This is a genomic window from Campylobacter sp. RM16192 (assembly GCF_004803855.2).
In the GTDB taxonomy this organism is placed as follows: Bacteria; Campylobacterota; Campylobacteria; order Campylobacterales; family Campylobacteraceae; genus Campylobacter_A.
In genome coordinates this window covers 276,421-297,843 of the sequence record NZ_CP012552.1, presented here as the reverse complement: position 1 = coordinate 297,843, position 21,423 = coordinate 276,421, and the positions used below count along the sequence as shown (strand labels likewise).

20 protein-coding genes are annotated in these 21,423 nt (G+C 32.2%); 8 read left to right on the top strand and 12 right to left on the bottom strand.

The window, feature by feature from the left end:
• Positions 1-19: 19 nt before the first annotated feature.
• The 8 genes from CDOMC_RS01515 to CDOMC_RS01485 form a co-directional block, all read right to left on the bottom strand.
• Entirely contained in the window at positions 20-2,122 is a 2,103-nt protein-coding gene (locus CDOMC_RS01515; protein ID WP_218975682.1) for a type I restriction endonuclease subunit R, read from the bottom strand.
• Between the two features lie 393 nt (positions 2,123-2,515).
• Positions 2,516-2,794 (bottom strand): WG repeat-containing protein, encoded by a 279-nt coding sequence (locus tag CDOMC_RS01510; RefSeq protein ID WP_172127336.1) that lies wholly within the window; start codon positions 2,792-2,794, stop codon positions 2,516-2,518.
• Positions 2,791-2,892, bottom strand: a complete 102-nt coding sequence (locus CDOMC_RS10065; RefSeq protein ID WP_218975681.1) for a WG repeat-containing protein — start codon at positions 2,890-2,892, stop codon at positions 2,791-2,793. The genes CDOMC_RS01510 and CDOMC_RS10065 overlap by 4 nt, the downstream gene beginning before the upstream one ends.
• Positions 2,893-3,219: 327 nt before the next feature.
• The gene (locus CDOMC_RS01505) at positions 3,220-4,242 is read right to left on the bottom strand and encodes a hypothetical protein (RefSeq protein ID WP_172127335.1); all 1,023 of its coding nucleotides are present in this window, start codon (positions 4,240-4,242) and stop codon (positions 3,220-3,222) included.
• 44 nt (positions 4,243-4,286) lie between these two features.
• The gene (locus CDOMC_RS01500; RefSeq protein WP_172127334.1) at positions 4,287-4,979 is read right to left on the bottom strand and encodes a hypothetical protein; all 693 of its coding nucleotides are present in this window, start codon (positions 4,977-4,979) and stop codon (positions 4,287-4,289) included.
• Positions 4,980-5,096: 117 nt separating this feature from the next.
• Positions 5,097-5,525, bottom strand: coding sequence for a tyrosine-type recombinase/integrase (locus CDOMC_RS01495; protein ID WP_172127333.1), 429 nt, complete (start codon positions 5,523-5,525; stop codon positions 5,097-5,099).
• The gene (locus CDOMC_RS01490) at positions 5,522-6,109 is read right to left on the bottom strand and encodes a hypothetical protein (RefSeq protein ID WP_172127332.1); all 588 of its coding nucleotides are present in this window, start codon (positions 6,107-6,109) and stop codon (positions 5,522-5,524) included. The genes CDOMC_RS01495 and CDOMC_RS01490 overlap by 4 nt, the downstream gene beginning before the upstream one ends.
• 8 nt (positions 6,110-6,117) lie before the next feature.
• Entirely contained in the window at positions 6,118-7,299 is a 1,182-nt protein-coding gene (locus CDOMC_RS01485) for an ATP-binding protein (protein ID WP_172127331.1), read from the bottom strand.
• Positions 7,300-8,089: 790 nt separating this feature from the next.
• Here CDOMC_RS01485 and CDOMC_RS01480 point away from each other — a divergent pair.
• Both CDOMC_RS01480 and CDOMC_RS01475 read left to right on the top strand, forming a co-directional pair.
• On the top strand, positions 8,090-8,254 hold the full coding sequence (locus CDOMC_RS01480; protein ID WP_185768469.1) for a hypothetical protein: 165 nt from the start codon (positions 8,090-8,092) through the stop codon (positions 8,252-8,254).
• A 1,265-nt stretch (positions 8,255-9,519) separates the two neighbouring features.
• Positions 9,520-10,524, top strand: a complete 1,005-nt coding sequence (locus CDOMC_RS01475) for a tetratricopeptide repeat protein (RefSeq protein ID WP_172127330.1) — start codon at positions 9,520-9,522, stop codon at positions 10,522-10,524.
• Positions 10,525-11,070: 546 nt separating this feature from the next.
• On the opposite strand, the gene CDOMC_RS01470 is transcribed toward CDOMC_RS01475, so the two are convergent.
• From CDOMC_RS01470 to CDOMC_RS01460, 3 genes are all read right to left on the bottom strand, one after another.
• Complete coding sequence (locus CDOMC_RS01470; RefSeq protein ID WP_172127329.1) at positions 11,071-17,217, bottom strand: hypothetical protein; 6,147 nt, start codon at positions 17,215-17,217, stop codon at positions 11,071-11,073.
• A 74-nt stretch (positions 17,218-17,291) separates the two neighbouring features.
• Positions 17,292-17,702: a hypothetical protein gene (locus tag CDOMC_RS01465; protein ID WP_172127328.1), complete on the bottom strand. Its 411-nt coding sequence runs from the start codon at positions 17,700-17,702 to the stop codon at positions 17,292-17,294.
• Positions 17,702-18,073 carry a hypothetical protein gene (locus tag CDOMC_RS01460; protein ID WP_172127327.1) on the bottom strand — a complete coding sequence of 124 codons (372 nt, stop codon included), beginning with the start codon at positions 18,071-18,073 and terminating at the stop codon, positions 17,702-17,704. Before CDOMC_RS01460 ends, CDOMC_RS01465 begins: the two co-directional genes overlap by 1 nt.
• A gap of 85 nt (positions 18,074-18,158) precedes the next feature.
• Here CDOMC_RS01460 and CDOMC_RS01455 point away from each other — a divergent pair, with 85 nt between their 5' ends.
• The 5 genes from CDOMC_RS01455 to CDOMC_RS01435 all read left to right on the top strand — a co-directional run bounded on the left by CDOMC_RS01455 (position 18,159) and on the right by CDOMC_RS01435 (position 20,858).
• On the top strand, positions 18,159-18,671 hold the full coding sequence (locus CDOMC_RS01455) for an ATP/GTP-binding protein (protein ID WP_172127325.1): 513 nt from the start codon (positions 18,159-18,161) through the stop codon (positions 18,669-18,671).
• A gap of 76 nt (positions 18,672-18,747) precedes the next feature.
• Complete coding sequence (dut, locus tag CDOMC_RS01450; protein WP_172127323.1) at positions 18,748-19,443, top strand: dUTPase; 696 nt, start codon at positions 18,748-18,750, stop codon at positions 19,441-19,443.
• A complete protein-coding gene (locus CDOMC_RS01445; protein WP_172127321.1) occupies positions 19,440-20,171 on the top strand; it encodes an EI24 domain-containing protein in 732 nt (243 codons plus the stop codon). Before dut ends, CDOMC_RS01445 begins: the two co-directional genes overlap by 4 nt.
• An 85-nt stretch (positions 20,172-20,256) precedes the next feature.
• Positions 20,257-20,448 (top strand): hypothetical protein, encoded by a 192-nt coding sequence (locus CDOMC_RS01440; RefSeq protein WP_172127319.1) that lies wholly within the window; start codon positions 20,257-20,259, stop codon positions 20,446-20,448.
• Between the two features lie 14 nt (positions 20,449-20,462).
• A complete protein-coding gene (locus CDOMC_RS01435; protein WP_172127317.1) occupies positions 20,463-20,858 on the top strand; it encodes a polyketide cyclase in 396 nt (131 codons plus the stop codon).
• 16 nt (positions 20,859-20,874) lie between these two features.
• On the opposite strand, the gene CDOMC_RS01430 is transcribed toward CDOMC_RS01435, so the two are convergent.
• A complete protein-coding gene (locus CDOMC_RS01430; protein WP_172127315.1) occupies positions 20,875-21,135 on the bottom strand; it encodes a hypothetical protein in 261 nt (86 codons plus the stop codon).
• Here CDOMC_RS01430 and CDOMC_RS01425 point away from each other — a divergent pair.
• Positions 21,123-21,395 (top strand): tyrosine-type recombinase/integrase, encoded by a 273-nt coding sequence (locus tag CDOMC_RS01425; protein ID WP_172127313.1) that lies wholly within the window; start codon positions 21,123-21,125, stop codon positions 21,393-21,395. The two genes, CDOMC_RS01430 and CDOMC_RS01425, sit on opposite strands and share 13 nt — an antisense overlap.
• Positions 21,396-21,423 lie beyond the last annotated feature (28 nt).

The window sequence follows — 21,423 nt, the reverse complement described above, 5'->3', positions numbered from 1 at the left end:
TCATCAGTAGAAACTAAATCTATATATATATCTTGGATTTAGAGCTAAGTTCTATTAATAATGCTCTTAAAGCAGGCGAATTAAAAGGTCTTAGGGCGGTATCTTTTAGATCGTTTATCTCATCTTCGCTTTTGTCTTTTGTGTTATCAGGATCAAGAGTGTCTAAAATTTCATTGGCTATATCTGATAGAGTTTTGTCGCCTGTTAGGGTCTTAATCTGATTTATATCTTTTTCGTCTGTATTTGCTTCTATTCGCACAATTCTACCCGCTAAAGTTGAAAGAGTATCATCGCTTATATCACCTTTTGCGACATTTTCTAAAAGCTTTTTAAGACTTAAACTTTTCTTTCTTTCCAGAGGAGCCGATAAGCTCTTTTTGCTTTCAGTAACTCCAACTGCGTCTATTATGTAAAATTTGTCTTTTGAAATTGCGTTTGGAGTAATAGTTTGTAAGTCATTTGCGTTTATTGTCCTAACACCTCTTCCTTTCATCTGCTCATAATAAATAGATGATTTTACATCACGCATAAAAATTATTACTTCAAGAGCTTTGATGTCGGTTCCTGTAGCTATCATATCAACAGTTACTGCTATACGCAATTTTGGATCTACTTTAAAGGCTTTTATTAGACTTTCGGGATCTTGATTTCCGATATTGTAAGTTATCTTTTTACAAAACTCATTTCCTTCGTTAAAAACTTCTCTTGCATATCTTGTGATATTTTCTGCATGATTGTCATCTTTTGCAAAGATTAGAGTTTTTGGCACAAAATTTGGTTCACGTTCAGGAAATAGTTGAGTAAATATAGCGTTTTTATAACACTTTAAAACAGTTATGATTTGATTTGGAGCTAGTACTGAGTAGTCAAGCTCTTTTGATGAGTATTCCATATCCTCATCTAGGCTTTCATATTTTTCCTCTCTTGTCCTTTTGTCCATTATTGGAGTTTCTCCCGCCTCTATAACACTTCCACTTTCGCCTATTTTTGTCCTTATTCTAAAAATATCGCAATCAACATTTATCCCATCGGCGATCGACCTTTCAAGCGGATAAGATGAAACCAAATTCTTATTAAAATAGCCGAGAGTTTGCTTTGATGGAGTTGCGGTTAAGCCTATCAAAAATGCATCAAAATACTCCAAAACCTGTCGCCATTCTCCATAAATACTCCTATGGCACTCATCAACTACTATAAAATCAAATGTTTCGATAGGAAGTTTAGGGTTATATGCTACTTCTTTTGATTTTACAGGTTTAGTCTCAAAGGCTGAAATCTCCTCATCAAGGTCATTATAATTCTCCTCTCCTTGCAGCATAGAGTAAAGTCTTTGAATAGTAGTTATAACAACTTTTGCATCTTTGTCTATATTATTTGAGCTTAAATGCTGAACTATATACACTTCGCTAAATTTGCGGTTTTCGTCGATTAGGTGGAAATTTTCAAATTCTTTTTTAGTCTGTCTGCCAAGGTTATTTCTATCCACTAAGAATAAAACTCTTTTTGCATTTGCAAATTTAATCAATCTATATATAAAATTGCACGCGGTGTATGTTTTGCCCGCACCGGTAGCCATTTGAATAAGTGATCTTGGCTTTAAATTCTGAAGCGATTTTTCAAGAGATTCAATAGCGTTAAATTGACAATCCCTCAAATTAGTTTTTAAAAGTTTAGGTAAATTTTTAAAATTATTTCTTAAGGTACTTGTTTCATTTAAAAGCTTTAATAAAAACTCAGGCTTGTGAAATGAAAAGACCTTTCTTGAACGAGGATTATCATCTCTTAAATACGAAAAATATATCTCTTTTGAGTTACTCTCATAAATAAATGGCAAAGGAAGCCTATGATACCTTACATTACTTGGCAAATTATTTGCGTACTGGCTTGACTGATTTTCTACTCCACTTAGTGATAGTCCAGCCTTTTTGGCCTCTATAACACCGCAAGCTTTTCCATCTATAAAGATCAAATAGTCCGCTTTACTGCCATCTTGCATAACAAATTCACGAACAGCTACTCCAAGAGATGCAGTTCTATCAAATTTGCTCATATCTTGAATGATAAAACCAGCACTTTTAAGCAACTCGTCAATATCTACTCTAGCAATTTCTTCAGGATTCATATTAACAACTTCTTATTTAAAATAGGTCAATTATATCTAAAAACAAAACGGATTAAAAATATATTAATTTAAAATTTAGAGACTACTTAAAATCAACTATTGTTTCAACAAGTTAAATACTATTGTCTAGAGTTAGCATACAGTTTGTATTTCTTATTTCTTTTGATAATAGCCTCTTTGAAGAAATATGATATATAACATCTTGTATGTCTGTGTATATAAACGGCAATATATTGCGCTCATTGTCTTCGCAAAAAAGTCCGTATTTATTTCCTTGTTTAACCAATTTTAATTTATTATCATAAATACTATTATTGATAATATCAAACATTAACTCATTGTTATTAATTATTTCTTGGATACTATCCATACTATTGTATTCAAATGGCAAAATCAGATCATTATAGAAGTTGATAATTCCAAATTTACAATATTTTGAGCTATAAACAAGTCACCACCGAAATAAGTTAAATAATCATATTGGATAGGTATAACTATATTGCATTTATAATTTAAAAGACCGTATTTCTTATCTTTTTCTATAATCGCAAAATTATCAGACTCGTCATCACAATAGTCCATAAAATCATCTATATGATCATATTCACAAGGAATTAAAAGCTTCCCTTGTGAATTATACACACCATTCTTACCATCCCTCTCTACTATCAATAAATCCCCATAAAAAAACTAACATCATCTAGTTCAAACGGAATAACTATCTGATTTTGAGAATTTATAGCACCATACTTATCATTCTTTTTTTGCAATAGCAATATAATTCTTATTAAAAGCTCTTAATTCCTGGTACTCAAAAGGAATGATTACCATGTCAAACAATGTTGCGCCATATTTTCCGTTTCTATTTACTATTTTATACTTATATAGTGGTTCTTTATGCATTTACTCTTCACACATCTTTATAAATTAATATGGGTAATTTTAGCAAAATATCAACCCATGGAGTATTTTGAAAATGTTTTGTTTTATAAAACTCAAAAAATAAGTCAATATACCAATCATTTATTTGCACAAACTTTTTAATTTTCATTTTGAATTTTACCTACTACAATTAAATAGCCATAGAAATTAAAATCCTACCCAAACCCAATATCACTCATATCTCTTCTTTTGGATATGTCTTTAGATCTGTTTAGCTTTAGCTTGAATAAGTTTCTAGCTTCCCTTTTAATCCAACCAACTCTTGAGATAATATCGAATGACAGTTCTCTAAGGATATCAATCTTTCTTCTAAATCTATCGATGAATTTTGAAATTCTTGTTGCATGAGAGTTTGTTCTTTGAATACTGCCTCTAAGCCGGTCAATCTCTTGTCCAAACTCCTTAATTCCAGCAATACTTGATTGAACAACTCCGTTCTCTCTTTCTCTTGCTTTTCTCTTGTATATAATTCCTCTAATAATTCCTGCTCTAGCAGTGTCATAATACATCCTTGTAGTAAAGATTTTGGTTTTATCATTTATTGTTGTTTGCCACTTATATATTGCTCTATGTAATCTTTCATCTGTTTGTTTTGATCTATTAGTATTGAATTGCTCGATTTCATCTTCCAAATTAAAACTCCTGACATTATTAACAGTATTAGCAGCGCCACTACTGATAGTTTTAATATAAAATTTACGTCTTGGCTCTCTTGAAGATTGTTCTTTAAGCCAGTTGTTTCTTTTTTGTATTTCATTGTTAAGTTTTGTTTTGAGTCTGTTAAGATCTTGATCTCTTTTTGACAGGCTTTGTTTGAATTTGATAATTCTAAATTTCTCAATTGCAACTCCTGAAAAGATGTCTCTAGGTTTGCATATTTCGTTTTCAAAGATGAAACTTCTTGGTTCTTGTTCGCCAGTATTATTTCCATCCCTTGTATCTTTAAACTCTTTTGCTCTTCTTTGTGTCTTTTCTCTGAGTTGCTCCAAGCTTGCAGTGTTGCTAAAGCTTTCATGAAACATATCTCCTTTAAATCTTTTAGCCTTTTTAGAATTAGGTAGCTTGACTGATATATAGTCTTTTCCTATTCTGGTTACTTCTATATTGCTATTTTTAAGGGCTTGTAAGATGTCATCTCTGCAAATAAATTCATTATTGATTAACTTATCTACTAGCATTTTTTCGAGTTCTAGATAATCTTTTACTGTATTTATCTCTTTTCTTAAGCCTTGATGTTAATAGCAACTATATATGCATTTCTCTTAATATCTTGTGAAATTTTTAAATTTCTAAAATCTGATATTTCACAAAGTATTTTATTTATAGTTTTGACATATTTATTATAGTTTTTAGAAAAGCCATCCTTATATTTTTCATTCACGTCACCAAAAGGAAAATCTTGTTTTTTAAGCACTTCCAACGAATCAAAAAACTTTTTAAATTCTGTATTTGTATCGTACATGATACTATTGAATTTTGTTACTATGTACAAAAAAGTATGAAAAGCCAAATGACAAATAAATATATCATTGTTTTGTGAATCAGACATTATTTTTAGTATTTCAGTATCACCTCCAAATAGACCTTTTATTTTATTTATTTTTTCAGCATTCACAGCTTTGCCATGTTCTATAATTTCGATAATTCCAGTACTCATATCCATAGTTAAAGTTGGCACAATAATATTAAGAAATTTATCTTTATCAAAATCAATTATTGTAAAATTTCTAAATACATCCAATATGCCTTCTTTAGCATTATTGATTACTTGGTTTGCGTAAAAGGCGCTTATGAAAAATTTTTTATTAATAAAAAACTCGCAAATATGCATATCTATTTCAAGCCTTATCTGATCAAACGCTTTCTCCGGATCATAAATAGCCAGCAAGGCATCTTCAATCGATACAGTTTTCATTGATTTTTTCTATATTGTCTAACATCTCAAGTGCTTTGCAACTATTATTATAAGTATCGTATGTGATATAGTGTTTGTATGTCACGCCATCTCGTTTGTTAGTGAGATGATCTTTGATTAATCGCTATTTGCTCCTAGTTCTTCAAGCGCGGAACCCCTTATATGCCTAGTGGCATGCAGTTTAAAATCATCAAAACCTACAAATTTATCAAGCTTAGCCTTTTGTCTATCTGTATTCTGAATAGGTTCGCCTGTTTTAGGATTTCCAAATACAAGAGCGTGTTTATCGGCTGGTATTTGCAGAATAGCATCTTTTACGAGTTGCGAAAGCGGCTTTTTATAATCATTTCCATTTTTAGTATCTAGCAAATAATATACATCATTTTGCAAATCAATATTTTCCCATTTTAAGCTAGTAACTTCACCTTTGCGCCTGCCGTATAGACACAGCAAGAAAAATCCTCTCCAAAAAGGATCATCTTTATATAGTTCCATAATCGCCATTTTTAGCTTATAGAATTTGTCAACTGCATCTTTTATTATCATTTTTTTGTTTGTGAAGTTACTTTCGTAAGTAAGCTACAAGGATTTACTACTATTAGCTGATTTCTCAGTGCTATATCAAACATCTCTCCTAAAATTCGTCTTGTGTTGTCATATGCCTTACGTTTTGACAATATTTGTATTTTTCCTATTGCTTGATTAAATTTTCCGACATGCATTAAATTATATATGATTTCATCTATCTGTGCAGCTATAACGTCTACAACAATCTCTTTACCAATACCATCTTGTAAATAAGTCTCATAAAATGCAATATCACTAGCGACTGACTTTTTGCTTCTATCCTTTTTGCTTTTCCATATCTCAAATAGATCATTTACTCTGGTAGTGTCTTTAAATTTTAGACCTTTTGCTTGCTTATTTATATTTTCTAACCACTTTACAAACTCTTTTTTGGCTTCGTTCTTATGCTCTCTTTTGCTCCATCCGGCACGCAAATCCAAAATAAGTACTTTCGTAAAGTATTTGCCATTTATAACTTTTCTCAGCAAAAATACATTTGGTTTTGCTTTATGTATAAATAAGCAAGTTTCAACCTTTTCGTAATCACGTTTATTAATCGCCATTTTAACACCTAATACAATAATCCAAACAGCCAAAGCGGTATCTTATTACCGCTTCCAACCTCTATCTCATCGGAAGCTATATATGAGTTTGCAATATCCTTTATCTGATCAAATCCTTTATTTTTCCCACCAACTTCAAATATAAATTTATCATCTATGATAAAATCTCCTTGTTTTGGGATATTTAGCCTATGTTTTATCTTTAGTTGATTAGCAAAAAAAGTCTCTCTTATAGTGCCTACCTTACAATCATTGCCGTAAGCATAAATTAAATTTGTATTATTCATATATATTTTTGCAGGCTTCACTAACTTACTAAGTCCTCTGCTTTGCTCATCTATCATATTGACTAATCTTGCATCATTTAAATAGGCAATATAATCATATAGCTTGGCCCTACTTATCTCTGCAAGAGTTGCAATCTTGGTGTAATTAACTTCAAATGGCTCGCTTTGGCAGACTACTTCAAGCAGTTTTTTAAGCTTATAAGTATATTTTTGCTCAACCAGTCCTAGAGATGTTAGATCAACATCTATGCTTAGGTTAATAGTATTTAACAAACTTTCATAGTATGAGCTTTGCTTATTAAAGTAAAATGGATAATAACCAAATTTAAGATATTTTTTAAATTGACTTAGCTTTATTTTTAAATCATTCGCAATTACCTGATGATCTTTTAGTATAGTTTCTAAACTAAATTTATCTATTGTCATACCGCTTTCAAGCTCTAAAAACTCTCTAAAACTAAGACCTTCTAGACTAAATACACTAACTCTACGCGATAAATCACTCTTTGCATTTAGTATGCTTACGGCAGATGAGCCTGTAAAAATTACGCTCAAAGGACTCATGTCGTATATGGTTTTTAAGTGTGCAGCAAAATCTTCGTATTTATGTACTTCATCCAACAAAAGATATTCTCCGCCACTGTCTACAAACTCAAAGGCAAGTTCACTGAGGCTAGTAGAGCCTAAAAACGGATAGTCAAGACTTATGTATAGAGCTTTTTTGTTTTGAGCTTTTAATTCAATCAATCTTTGAAAGAGCATTGTGGTCTTACCTGTGCCACGAGCTCCTACTACACCGATAAGCTTTTCGCTAAAATCAATTTCATTATATAAATAACGCTTGTATGTCGTATTAAAATTTTTAAGAAATCTATCTTGATACTGCTCTATTAAATTTAACATTTTTATCCTTTTGTGTAATCGTCTATAAGTGTAGACAATATTAAGGCATGGTAGCATGAAAATTTTAAATTGTCAACGTCTATAAACGTTGATATTATAATATAGTATTTTATTTAAATTTTATCCTTAAAATTTCTTGTTTATTAAAGCTACTCATGATATCTCTCTTGCCTATGTTCGAGTAGTTTTAAACTAATCGAGTTCTCATAAACTATTAGTTATTTTTAACAGCCCACATATATTTGTATAATCAAGACCTATGTAGCTTAAGTAAACATAAGTTTGAGCAACGATTGTTTTCTAGACTTATGTATCATTACTTATTAAAAACACCAAAAAACTTTTAATATACTATTTTTTGTCATTATCTATAGGATTGTTTTACATGCATGGTTTACATTCCTAGAATATTTAAGATTGTATTCCAAGTATACTTTTACAACAACCATTAGTACCTATAATTATTATAATATTATTTTTTATTGATCTTAAATCAAATCCGCTATCTTCTTTTGTCATTTCATAGCATCCTATCGCACTTTATGTCTACAAGCTATTTTACGCTATTATGTAGCAAATGCACAAGACTTTTATCTCTCAAATTAACTAAAATTCTGTCATATAAAAGTCAAACAATAAAGGCAAAATATATGGCAGAATCTCATATTATTTCAGATCTTGTTTCTAAACATTCAGAGTTCCAAGGTAGTATTGTTGCTACAACTATTTTAATTGCCTATAAACTGAAAAAACCTAATTAAATATTCTTAATGAAGATTATTCAGTCTTTATGGCAAATGTTGATAATCTAGGCTATCAAGTACAAACAATCAATCGGGTAATTACATTTGTGCCTACTTATAAAATAGTTTTGAATACATTTGAGCAGTCAGATGAAATAGACGAAGATTTCACTCAAATTATTCGTGATTTCAAAGACTATTTAATTACATAAGAACAATGTATTAGAACGGCATTTCTAGGTTAAAGTTAAAACGATGAAAATATCAATTTCAAGCATAAAAGTGAGAATACTGCATTTTCCTTTAACTCTTTTAAAGGCTGTGCAATTCCTACTCATATTCCCAATATCCCTTTGTTATCGCTAATTGAAGACAAACCTCAAAAAGATAAGGAGTTTAGTACTAATTGCTATATAGATTACAAATGGGAATAGTTACTTAAAATCATTTCGCAAAATCACGAAAGTATCAGTAGTTAAATTAAGAGTTTAATCATGGAATTTTAGAGAACATACAGATAATTTTAAGGAAGTTATAAATAAAATAGTATCTTATTCGAATAGTTCAGCTTTATACATTAAGGAATATGAATTAACTGGAGGCGATACTCCTAAACAAAGATTTTTAGGTGATTCTAGCGAATTTCAAACTTATTGAATTACACCAACAGATTTTGATGATTTTGGGTATATACAAACAGCTAAAATAATTACTTCTCTCGCCTAAAATAAGATTACAAAAACCAACACTATTGATTATTAATAGGACTTCAAGAGTTGTGGAAAATATGTAGGTATTGCTGGTTATATTGATGGAAAACAACCAGCTCATAATAATCAAGGAGCTTATTGTTTTGATAATGCTTCACCTGAAAAACTAATCTATTTAACAGCCCTCATCAATTCATATACCTATAGATACATTTTTCAATCTTTAGACAAAGGTTTAAAATTGAGAGAAATTATAACGTCAGATATTTGTTGTATTCCATTTTACATTACCCTATGATAAAAAAAGAAATCGTTATCTTAATGAAAAACGTGTCACAAACGGGGTATTTGGATTTAGCTCTACAAAGGAATAAATTTATTGCAGAAATAGAAAATTATTTTTCTATTAAAATATTAACCAAACTAAAATTTTTTAAAGAGATTAGAATTTTTATGTCCATAAAATGTGAAAAAACATCTAAGTTCAAATATTCAATTTTTAGAAAATGTGAAAAAACATCTAAGTTCAAATATTCAATTTTTAGATCACAAAGTTTGCCTAGAAGATAAAACTTCGAAATATGAGATAAGCATTGTGAAAATGAATTCGCAATCGGAGTGTTCATATAAAGTATTGTGCGGAGGCTACATAATAGCGCATTTTTGTGCATTTACTACACAAAAACGATTTTTAAATTAAAAGTATATTATGTTATAAGTATAAAAATAAGATAATATATAATTTATATATTGATTGGAGCATTTTTATGAAAAGACTTTTTATTACAACCATTTATATGATTATTCCTTGTTTTTTGCATAGCGAGTTATATGCATCAGAAAATAAACAATTAAACACGAGTCAAGAGATTACAACAAGTTCAAATGATATGTCTTTGTATGAATCTGAAAAAAATGCCGATATGAAAACAGATCAAAGTAAAGTCATTGCGCAAACAGAGAGGTTCGAAAAAGATTGCAATAAAGGTATTGGTATTGCTTGTTATAATCTTGGAAATTTATATTATAGTGGGCAAGGTGCAAAACAAGATTTGGAGATGGCAGCTGATCTTTATAAAAAAGCTTGTGATGGCGGAAATTTTGATGGATGCTATAATCTTGCTTATTTATACTATAGTGGTCAAGGTGTAAAACAAGATTTGGAGATGGCAGCTGATCTTTATAAAAAAGCTTGTGATGGCGGAAATAAGGATGCTTGTCAAAATTTTAATTATTTATATGGCATTATACATAATCTAAATAATGACCACAATACATCAGCTGATCTTTATAAAAAAGCTTGTGATGAAGGGGATATGGATGGATGCTATCATCTTGGCAATGCATACTACATTGGACAGGGTGTAAAACAAGATTTGGAGATGGCAGCTGATCTTTATAAAAAAGCTTGCTATGGCGGAAATTTTGATGGATGCTATAATCTTGCTTATTTATACTATAGTGGGCAAGGTGTAAAACAAGATTTGGAGATGGCAGCTGATCTTTATAAAAAAGCTTGCTATGGAAGCAATACTGATGGTTGTAATGGCCTTGGAAATGCATACTATAGTGGGCAAGGTGTAAAACAAGATTTGGAGATGGCAGCTGATCTTTATAAAAAAGCTTGTGACTTAGGAAATATGATTTCTTGTTACAATCTTGCTTATTTATACTATAGTGGGCAAGGTGTAAAACAAGATTTGGAGATGGCAACTGATCTTTATAAAAAAGCTTGTGATGGAGGTATAGGAGAGGATTGCAATACTCATTAAACTTTTAAAAATAAACTATAAAAACTAAAACTCCATCTGATATAAATTGTCATGTATTATGACAATTTATTTTTGCAACTACTGTGAATTATAGTATGCTATATTGATTTTAAGTAGTCATGTGCTAACAGTTTTTTCCTTAAATAAATTTTGATGTTGTAAACATTCTAAGAATATCTATGTTTTTAAAAATATACAAAAATATAACTCTCTATGATAATTAATAGTGTAATTAGTGCTTTTAGGCACAAAACCAAAAAATTAAATAAAACTGAAACATATAATATAAAAGTGATTAAAAATTTAAGATAGTATACAGTCTATCTTTGTTGCAACTTTTTTATTATAAGGATTTGTTTTATGTTTTAAAAATGTAAAAGCAAAACCATCTATGCCGACTTTACAAGTATAACTTAATCACTATAAAAAATTTATCTATTTTCTTGAAGCTTAAGCAATCATATATTTAAACAGAATCATTTAATAATTAGCAATATCTCTCTCAAATACTTCGTCGAGAAAGATATTGCATAAATCAATCATACATTAACCGTTAGTTAAGCCTTTTATGTCTATGTCATTATCTATAACTATAGAAACGGTATTGGTTCCAGTCTCAGTATAAGTAGTACTTCCATCAACGTTAGCTCCAGCTTTCCATTCAATGCCTTTAGCATCTTTAACAGAATCCATATTATCACCCTTGATAATTAAAGTTTTACCGGTTTCTTGATTTATATCCAACACGTCTTGAGTGGTTATATTTAGTTTTGCACTATCTACTCTAGATAAATCAATGGATTTGATATTTTTATCTAACTCAGATACCTTTGATAGATCTATTGTTTTATCACCTTGTATACTATCAATAGTTAAATTGCGTTCTGCATCAATTTTTTGTACTATTACTTGATCATCTATACTCTCTTTGTTTATACTACTAACTTCTGAATCTGTTATTACTACTTTGGATTTAGAATAATGCCCGGTATATAAAGTGCCTTTCAAAGCGGAGTCTTTGATGTGAATTTCCCTATCTCCTGTTCCATTTAAGTCTATTGCTTGATGTATAGTAGAGTTAGAAATTTCTAAATTTACATTGCCTTCAAATGCATGTTCGTGCCAATAGTCACCTTGTTGTGTTATATTTTGCTCATAACCACTTCTAATCTCACCTAAGACTTCAGATTTTGATATATCTATCTTTCCTGCTCCTTTACCGGCTTCTATATATTGCACGGTAGCGTTTGTGAGAGTTATATTATCATCTCCGTCTCTTCCGTAAATATTTTTTTCTACTGTAGCATTATCTACTTTTATGCTGTCATTTCCAGCACCACTATTTATAGAACCAACTTTAGATGAATTGTTAATATCTACTATATCATCTCCTGCGCCTGTAAAAATATTACCTTTAACTTCAGTATTGAGTCCAGTTAACACAACATTATCTTTACCATCTCCGGTATTTATATCATGTGCTATGTTAGCTCCATTCTTCAAAACTATATTATCATTTCCGGTTCCTGTAGAAATAAAATCAATAGTTACTCCATCGATGGTGATATCGTCTGTATTATCACCACCAAATATTCTTGGAGGGGTATCGCCATCTTTTAGCACCAATATTTCTTTGTCTGCATATTCAGGATTGTCTTTACCTGTTTCGTTAGTAATTACAAGCGCTTTTGCACTATCAGAACCAATAATTAATGTTTTATTCTTATTTATATACCAACCGTTCTCTAGAGTAAATTCTCCTTCGGAAACTTTTAAATAAGCTTTATCAAACTCTACACCATTATCTTTTTGTACTTTCTTAGATACAATATCACCTGCAGGAAGTTTAATCCAAGGGGAAATATTTGAAATATCAGCTACATTAAACTCGCCATTAAATGCGGTTTTACTATTTAATGCAACGAAGTAATTAGTTGTCTTTCCATCTATAGCTATTTCAGAATTATCAGCTAAACTTTCACCTTGAATGATATTATTTTCAGATTTCAATGAATCATTATAATTTGCCATCTCTCTTACATAAACAGAAGACGGCAATTCAATCTCTGTTACAGACACATTAATGCTTCCTTTAACAGGATCGCTGCTGTTTCCAGCCTTATCTTGTATAATAGCATCTACAGATGATACTTTACCATCTTGTACAGGAATAGTTGCCTCTACATATCCTTTAGATTTTGCATCAGCATTTATAGCTATCTCTTTGGTTTCAACTTTACCATTGTTTGGATTGGTTATTTGTAATACTACCTTACTACCATCTTCTATATTTGTAGGTAGGGTTATTTTTATACCTGTAGAATCTTTAGAAGAACCGTTTTCTGTATCGTTTAGTGTTCCATCTTTATTTGCATCTTCTGTAAATTCTATACCTGTAGGAGAATTTGGTTTAGTTGTATCTGTATTAATGCTTCCTTTAACAGGATCGCTGCTGTTTCCAGCCTTATCTTGTATAATAGCATCTACAGATGATACTTTACCATCTTGTACAGGAATAGTTGCCTCTACATATCCTTTAGATTTTGCATCAGCATTTATAGCTATCTCTTTGGTTTCAACTTTACCATTGTTTGGATTGGTTATTTGTAATACTACCTTACTACCATCTTCTATATTTGTAGGTAGGGTTATTTTTATACCTGTAGAATCTTTAGAAGAACCGTTTTCTGTATCGTTTAGTGTTCCATCTTTATTTGCATCTTCTGTAAATTCTATACCTGTAGGAGAATTTGGTTTAGTTGTATCTGTATTAATGCTTCCTTTAACAGGATCGCTGCTGTTTCCAGCCTTATCTTGTATAATAGCATCTACAGATGATACTTTACCATCTTGTACAGGAATAGTTGCCTCTACATATCCTTTAGATTTTGCATCAGCATTTATAGCTATCTCTTTGGTTTCAACTTTACCATTGTTTGGATTGGTTATTTGTAATACTACCTTACTACCATCTTCTATATTTGTAGGTAGGGTTATTTTTATACCTGTAGAATCTTTAGAAGAACCGTTTTCTGTATCGTTTAGTGTTCCATCTTTATTTGCATCTTCTGTAAATTCTATACCTGTAGGAGAATTTGGTTTAGTTGTATCTGTATTAATGCTTCCTTTAACAGGATCGCTGCTGTTTCCAGCCTTATCTTGTATAATAGCATCTACAGATGATACTTTACCATCTTGTACAGGAATAGTTGCCTCTACATATCCTTTAGATTTTGCATCAGCATTTATAGCTATCTCTTTGGTTTCAACTTTACCATTGTTTGGATTGGTTATTTGTAATACTACCTTACTACCATCTTCTATATTTGTAGGTAGGGTTATTTTTATACCTGTAGAATCTTTAGAAGAACCGTTTTCTGTATCGTTTAGTGTTCCATCTTTATTTGCATCTTCTGTAAATTCTATACCTGTAGGAGAATTTGGTTTAGTTGTATCTGTATTAATGCTTCCTTTAACAGGATCGCTGCTGTTTCCAGCCTTATCTTGTATAATAGCATCTACAGATGATACTTTACCATCTTGTACAGGAATAGTTGCCTCTACATATCCTTTAGATTTTGCATCAGCATTTATAGCTATCTCTTTGGTTTCAACTTTACCATTGTTTGGATTGGTTATTTGTAATACTACCTTACTACCATCTTCTATATTTGTAGGTAGGGTTATTTTTATACCTGTAGAATCTTTAGAAGAACCGTTTTCTGTATCGTTTAGTGTTCCATCTTTATTTGCATCTTCTGTAAATTCTATACCTGTAGGAGAATTTGGTTTAGTTGTATCTGTATTAATGCTTCCTTTAACAGGATCGCTGCTGTTTCCAGCCTTATCTTGTATAATAGCATCTACAGATGATACTTTACCATCTTGTACAGGAATAGTTGCCTCTACATATCCTTTAGATTTTGCATCAGCATTTATAGCTATCTCTTTGGTTTCAACTTTACCATTGTTTGGATTGGTTATTTGTAATACTACCTTACTACCATCTTCTATATTTGTAGGTAGGGTTATTTTTATACCTGTAGAATCTTTAGAAGAACCGTTTTCTGTATCGTTTAGTGTTCCATCTTTATTTGCATCTTCTGTAAATTCTATACCTGTAGGAGAATTTGGTTTAGTTGTATCTGTATTAATGCTTCCTTTAACAGGATCGCTGCTGTTTCCAGCCTTATCTTGTATAATAGCATCTACAGATGATACTTTACCATCTTGTACAGGAATAGTTGCCTCTACATATCCTTTAGATTTTGCATCAGCATTTATAGCTATCTCTTTGGTTTCAACTTTACCATTGTTTGGATTGGTTATTTGTAATACTACCTTACTACCATCTTCTATATTTGTAGGTAGGGTTATTTTTATACCTGTAGAATCTTTAGAAGAACCGTTTTCTGTATCGTTTAGTGTTCCATCTTTATTTGCATCTTCTGTAAATTCTATACCTGTAGGAGAATTTGGTTTAGTTGTATCTGTATTAATGCTTCCTTTAACAGGATCGCTGCTGTTTCCAGCCTTATCTTGTATAATAGCATCTACAGATGATACTTTACCATCTTGTACAGGAATAGTTGCCTCTACATATCCTTTAGATTTTGCATCAGCATTTATAGCTATCTCTTTGGTTTCAACTTTACCATTGTTTGGATTGGTTATTTGTAATACTACCTTACTACCATCTTCTATATTTGTAGGTAGGGTTATTTTTATACCTGTAGAATCTTTAGAAGAACCGTTTTCTGTATCGTTTAGTGTTCCATCTTTATTTGCATCTTCTGTAAATTCTATACCTGTAGGAGAATTTGGTTTAGTTGTATCTGTATTAATGCTTCCTTTAACAGGATCGCTGCTGTTTCCAGCCTTATCTTGTATAATAGCATCTACAGATGATACTTTACCATCTTGTACAGGAATAGTTGCCTCTACATATCCTTTAGATTTTGCATCAGCATTTATAGCTATCTCTTTGGTTTCAACTTTACCATTGTTTGGATTGGTTATTTGTAATACTACCTTACTACCATCTTCTATATTTGTAGGTAGGGTTATTTTTATACCTGTAGAATCTTTAGAAGAACCGTTTTCTGTATCGTTTAGTGTTCCATCTTTATTTGCATCTTCTGTAAATTCTATACCTGTAGGAGAATTTGGTTTAGTTGTATCTGTATTAATGCTTCCTTTAACAGGATCGCTGCTGTTTCCAGCCTTATCTTGTATAATAGCATCTACAGATGATACTTTACCATCTTGTACAGGAATAGTTGCCTCTACATATCCTTTAGATTTTGCATCAGCATTTATAGCTATCTCTTTGGTTTCAACTTTACCATTGTTTGGATTGGTTATTTGTAATACTACCTTACTACCATCTTCTATATTTGTAGGTAGGGTTATTTTTATACCTGTAGAATCTTTAGAAGAACCGTTTTCTGTATCGTTTAGTGTTCCATCTTTATTTGCATCTTCTGTAAATTCTATACCTGTAGGAGAATTTGGTTTAGTTGTATCTGTATTAATGCTTCCTTTAACAGGATCGCTGCTGTTTCCAGCCTTATCTTGTATAATAGCATCTACAGATGATACTTTACCATCTTGTACAGGAATAGTTGCCTCTACATATCCTTTAGATTTTGCATCAGCATTTATAGCTATCTCTTTGGTTTCAACTTTACCATTGTTTGGATTGGTTATTTGTAATACTACCTTACTACCATCTTCTATATTTGTAGGTAGGGTTATTTTTATACCTGTAGAATCTTTAGAAGAACCGTTTTCTGTATCGTTTAGTGTTCCATCTTTATTTGCATCTTCTGTAAATTCTATACCTGTAGGAGAATTTGGTTTAGTTGTATCTGTATTAATGCTTCCTTTAACAGGATCGCTGCTGTTTCCAGCCTTATCTTGTATAATAGCATCTACAGATGATACTTTACCATCTTGTACAGGAATAGTTGCCTCTACATATCCTTTAGATTTTGCATCAGCATTTATAGCTATCTCTTTGGTTTCAACTTTACCATTGTTTGGATTGGTTATTTGTAATACTACCTTACTACCATCTTCTATATTTGTAGGTAGGGTTATTTTTATACCTGTAGAATCTTTAGAAGAACCGTTTTCTGTATCGTTTAGTGTTCCATCTTTATTTGCATCTTCTGTAAATTCTATACCTGTAGGAGAATTTGGTTTAGTTGTATCTCTAGGATTATCACCAGATATATTATTAGCACCAGAAGCAAATCTATTATTGGTATCGTCTAAATCAAAAAAATTCCTAAACACATTACTTATTTTGCCAGAATCAGTAAAATTTGCGGCTCCAAGACTAGTTCCATCTAAATTTGTGGTTCCTCCACCTGCTGCGGTTTCCTCTAAATTTTGTAGTCCTTGACCCTCTAAAATAGAATTTTGTAGATCGGATATATCTGCCACTACATTACTATTAGAACCAGAATTTAATAAAGACTGATCCAAAACAAACTCATCATTACCTAATATAGTAATTTCAGAACCATCTGGAGTTGCTATCACTGCTTTTGCGTCAGGAGTAAGTGTTACTACTGTTTCTCCTAACATTAATTCATCACCGACCTTCAAGCTTCTTTCATTGCCTTGAATGTCTCTTACTATAACATTTCCGAATACTTGCTTTGCAATTCCTAATAAATTTGCCATATTTTCATCCTTTTTAAATTTTTTGTAGATTATATCAATAATTCAAATAATAAGTATATTGTACTTTAGTACAATCAAAAATTTCTACTCCACTCTATCTTTTTGCCAAAACCAAGTGCGTTGTGAGTAAATTTGATCCACTGCAAACTTATAGCGTAAATTTGAGGCCTCATCGCAAGCGCGTAAGGAAATCGCTTGAAGTAAATTTTGCGCTCATCTTCGCTTGCCTTGCTCATCACGCCTCTAAACTGCACGCCCTCTATCTTGCCCACTATCTTCGTATCAAGCGCAATGGTGCCAGCAACCTCACTTGAAATTTCAAGCGCTTTTATGTGAGTGGTTTTATCATCTCCTGCTACGATAAGGCTAAAATTTTCGCTATCAAAAGCATAAAAACAGCTTGCCGCGTAGGGTTTAGCTTCACTTATCACTGCAAGGCTAAGTAGGTGCATCTTGCTTATAAAATTTAAAATTCTCTCATCCATTAGTTTAAAAATCCTGCGAAAAACGCCGAAACCTGAGCGAAATTTAGCGCTATATAAGAAGCAAGCAAGATCCAAAAAACAAGCAAAATAAGCTCAATTTTTAAGAAATTTCCTTCAAATTTTTTAAATACTAAAGTTGCAGCCAGTCCGCCTAAAACGCCGCCGATTAACGAAAAATAGTGAATTGCGGAAGGCTTTACAAATTTAGGCAAAAGATCTTTAAAAAATAGCGCAAACATAACAAACGCAAGCAAATTTGCAAGCAGCAAATAGTAAGCGACAACAGGAATTTGCGGATAAAATTTATGCAGGATAAAACTAAGACAAGTTATCGCGATAAGCGCAAAAACCCTTGCTCCAAAGCAGCACATTTTAAGCCTTTTTTGTTTAATTTTACAAAAAAGGCTATTAAGTTTGGTTGATATTTGACGATTTAAAAAACAAAAAAGGATTTTTATGCATATTAGCTCAAACTACGCAAATTTCAACAACTTTGACTTCAGCTTTAAAACTAGCAGCGGAGATGAGATCAAATTTTCAATGTATGATAACAAAAGCCTTGAGTACGCAAGCTCTCGCTCCTCAAACACGCAAAGCCGCTCTTTAACGCTAACGCACGAGTACGGATACAACTTTTCTTATGTCGGAAACGGGCTTGATGAAAATGATAAAAAAGAGCTTGCCAAAGCCCTTGAAAGCATAGCTCCTAGCATAGATGAGTTTATGAAAAATGTAAAAGCGGGCGAAACTCCTGCGTTTGCTAAGCTTACAAATCTCGCAAATAGCCTGAAAAAAGAGCTTCCTACCATCAAAGACATGAATCACAAAAATTTCGTTAGAGAAGGCACTTTAAAGCTGTTTGACGAACTGCTTAAACAAAATAAAGCCGATTTGAACGTGCTTGAAAACTCTAAAAAGCTGTTTGATAGCCTTATAGAGCAGCTTGATAGCTTCAAACTATACGTTTAACTCGAATTTAGCGTTTGCAATGTAGCTGTTATTAAATTTTCGTTATAATCTCACAATTTGAAAATAAGGAATTTTTATGAACGCACAAGAGATGATAGCGCAAATGCTAAATTTGCAGCAAATTTTAAACGACGAAACTAACGGCACAGGCTGGGAAGAGGGTGTAAATAAAAACGGCAAGCTGATAAACTGGAGACGCTGCATATATATGGAGTGCGCTGAGCTCATAGATAGCTTTGCTTGGAAGCATTGGAAAGACATAAACGCACCTACAAACAAAGAAAATTTACGCGTTGAAGTGGTTGATATATGGCACTTTTTGATGAGTCTTATGCTTGAGCAGTACAAGATAAAAAACCTAGGCGGTATAGCAAAACTAAGCGAAGCAATATGCGCTTCAAGCGGGTTTAACGAATTTTGCAAAGACGCTTACAATATCGAAGACGAGAGCATTTACGAAGTGATAAACGATATAGAGATGCTTATACACAAATCAAGCGGTTTTGAGTTTCAGCTTTTTGATCTGCTTAAAGTGTATTTTGCGATGAGCCTAAAATGTGGCGTAAATTTACACTCTTTATATGAGTGCTATATCGGTAAAAACGTGCTAAACCGCTTCCGCCAAAACAACGGCTACAAAGACGGCACTTATAAAAAAGTCTGGAACGGCAAGGAAGATAATGTCGTCATGAGCGAAATTTTAAAGCTAAATTTAAACGGCGTTGAAGAGATATACAGCTATCTTGAAAGCGAGTATAAAAAAGTAAAATGATAAGAAATTTTAACCTCGCCGTTAAGGACTTTTTAACGGCTAAATTTCTTATCCTTTCGACCCTGCCGCTTGTGCTTAGCATTATCATTTTAGGTGCGCTTATGATATTTGGTGGCAAGGAAATTTACACAGCCTTAAGCATGGGTGCCGCAAGCGGGGATTTTAGCTTTTTAGACGAAAGTGCTCATCCTTATATCACCGCGATTTTATCATACGGCGTTACGAAGTGGATAGTTTCTGCTCTCTTTTATCTGACGGGTACATTTTTCGTGCTTATACTTTCGGTTTTTATAGCGCTCATCGTGGCAGGGTTTTTAACTCCGGTAGTAACTGACGAGATAAACAAAAGACACTACAAACTGCCCAAATTTGAAAACATATCGCTAGCCAGATCACTAAAACTTATGGCGATCGTAATAGGCAAATTTAGCCTGCTTTTTCTCATAAGCCTCCCGCTTTTATTTGTGCCGATCTTAAATTTATTCATCATAAACGTGCCGTTTTTTTATCTTTACTATTCGCTTTTATTTATCGATATCGGCTCAAATACTCTTAGTAAAAACCGCTTTGAGATAGCTCTGCTTGACATGGGTGGATATGAGTATAAATTTACCGCTCTTATATTTTATCTGCTTTGTTTGATACCGCTTGTCGGGCTATTTTTGCAAATTTTCTTTGTGATTTACTTTTCGCACTTTTTCTTTCAAAAAGAGCAAATTCATCTTTAAATTTGCTACAATTTGCATTGACTTAAGTCATCTTGGCTTTTTAAATTTCAAGTTAAAATAAGCAAAATTTCAAAAAGGATTTATAATGAAAATAAACGGAATGTATGTGTGTAACGTCTGCGGAATAACCAGCGAAGAAAACTCAAACGCCGTATTTATCCACGCTCACAAAAACGGTCAAGAAGTTGAAATTTGCGCCGCTTGCATTCCAAGCGTAGTGCATGGCTCAGGAGTAGTCGTTAAGTCAAAAGAAGAGTTACTTGACGATATGGATTAATTTTAGGATGAAAGATGGCAACTTGCACTACCACCTCAAAGATAAACTGCGATATCAAAAGAGTTTGGCAAGTTGTCACCTCTTTTAAAGAGTGTGTGTGGCGCAGCGATCTAAAAGAGACTAAAATTTTAGATGAAACTCATTTTGTAGAAATTTCAAAAAACTCTCGCCAAACAAATTTTAAAATAACTCTTTGTAAACCCTACGAAAGGCTTGAGCTAGAGATAGAAAATGAGAGCATAAAGGGATCTTGGATAGGAAATTTCAAAGAAGAAAACTCACAAACTATCTTAAATTTCACAGAAAACATAAAGCCTAAAAATATCTTTCTAGCACCGATTTTATATTTTTATCTAAAAAAACAGCAAAATTTGTATATTTCAGACTTAAAAAGAGCTCTAAACTGCTAGAGTTTGGCTCTTTGGCTTAAAGCGGATAAGTTAAACAACAACTTAGCTTTACACTCTCAACGAAGCTCACATCAAGCGGAGTATCGTAAAGCTGGCTTAAATTTTCGCTTTTTATTATCTCATTTACACTCCCGCATTCAACCTCTCCACCGTTTTTCACAAGCGTTACAACTCCGCCAAGCAAGATGGCAAAGTCTGGATTATGCGTGGTTAGGATTATGGTGTAGCCATTTTCATTTGGATAGCATAAAGAGCAACTATGGGGTGTTTGATACACAAAAGCTGATCGTTAAGCCTGCATACAATACGCTTAGTGTTGAGTTTAAAAAACTTCAAAAGAAACTAGGTATTAAGCCTCAAACATTACACGTTACTCGCCATACATTTGCAAGCATGCTTATGAACGCTCAAATCCGCCCTACTTTAGTTCAAAATTTATTAGGGCATCAAGATTTATCTATGACGGCTCATTATACTCATTTTATGCAAGATGAAGCCGATAAATATAATCTTGAAACAGCCCTTAAAATATCTTAATTTTTATAGCTTTGGCACACTTTTTGGC

What these genes read in the sequence shown, in the direction of transcription:
- CDOMC_RS01515 (WP_218975682.1), bottom strand. Translation starts at nt 2,122, where the DNA reads ATGAATCCTGAAGAAATTGCTAGAGTAGATATTGACGAGTTGCTTAAA.
- CDOMC_RS01505 (WP_172127335.1), bottom strand. Translation starts at nt 4,242, where the DNA reads ATGCTAGTAGATAAGTTAATCAATAATGAATTTATTTGCAGAGATGAC.
- CDOMC_RS01500 (WP_172127334.1), bottom strand. Translation starts at nt 4,979, where the DNA reads ATGAAAACTGTATCGATTGAAGATGCCTTGCTGGCTATTTATGATCCG.
- CDOMC_RS01495 (WP_172127333.1), bottom strand. Translation starts at nt 5,525, where the DNA reads ATGATAATAAAAGATGCAGTTGACAAATTCTATAAGCTAAAAATGGCG.
- CDOMC_RS01490 (WP_172127332.1), bottom strand. Translation starts at nt 6,109, where the DNA reads ATGGCGATTAATAAACGTGATTACGAAAAGGTTGAAACTTGCTTATTT.
- CDOMC_RS01485 (WP_172127331.1), bottom strand. Translation starts at nt 7,299, where the DNA reads ATGTTAAATTTAATAGAGCAGTATCAAGATAGATTTCTTAAAAATTTT.
- CDOMC_RS01480 (WP_185768469.1), top strand. Translation starts at nt 8,090, where the DNA reads ATGGCAAATGTTGATAATCTAGGCTATCAAGTACAAACAATCAATCGG.
- CDOMC_RS01475 (WP_172127330.1), top strand. Translation starts at nt 9,520, where the DNA reads ATGAAAAGACTTTTTATTACAACCATTTATATGATTATTCCTTGTTTT.
- CDOMC_RS01470 (WP_172127329.1), bottom strand. Translation starts at nt 17,217, where the DNA reads ATGGCAAATTTATTAGGAATTGCAAAGCAAGTATTCGGAAATGTTATA.
- CDOMC_RS01465 (WP_172127328.1), bottom strand. Translation starts at nt 17,702, where the DNA reads ATGGATGAGAGAATTTTAAATTTTATAAGCAAGATGCACCTACTTAGC.
- CDOMC_RS01460 (WP_172127327.1), bottom strand. Translation starts at nt 18,073, where the DNA reads ATGTGCTGCTTTGGAGCAAGGGTTTTTGCGCTTATCGCGATAACTTGT.
- CDOMC_RS01455 (WP_172127325.1), top strand. Translation starts at nt 18,159, where the DNA reads ATGCATATTAGCTCAAACTACGCAAATTTCAACAACTTTGACTTCAGC.
- dut (WP_172127323.1), top strand. Translation starts at nt 18,748, where the DNA reads ATGAACGCACAAGAGATGATAGCGCAAATGCTAAATTTGCAGCAAATT.
- CDOMC_RS01445 (WP_172127321.1), top strand. Translation starts at nt 19,440, where the DNA reads ATGATAAGAAATTTTAACCTCGCCGTTAAGGACTTTTTAACGGCTAAA.
- CDOMC_RS01440 (WP_172127319.1), top strand. Translation starts at nt 20,257, where the DNA reads ATGAAAATAAACGGAATGTATGTGTGTAACGTCTGCGGAATAACCAGC.
- CDOMC_RS01435 (WP_172127317.1), top strand. Translation starts at nt 20,463, where the DNA reads ATGGCAACTTGCACTACCACCTCAAAGATAAACTGCGATATCAAAAGA.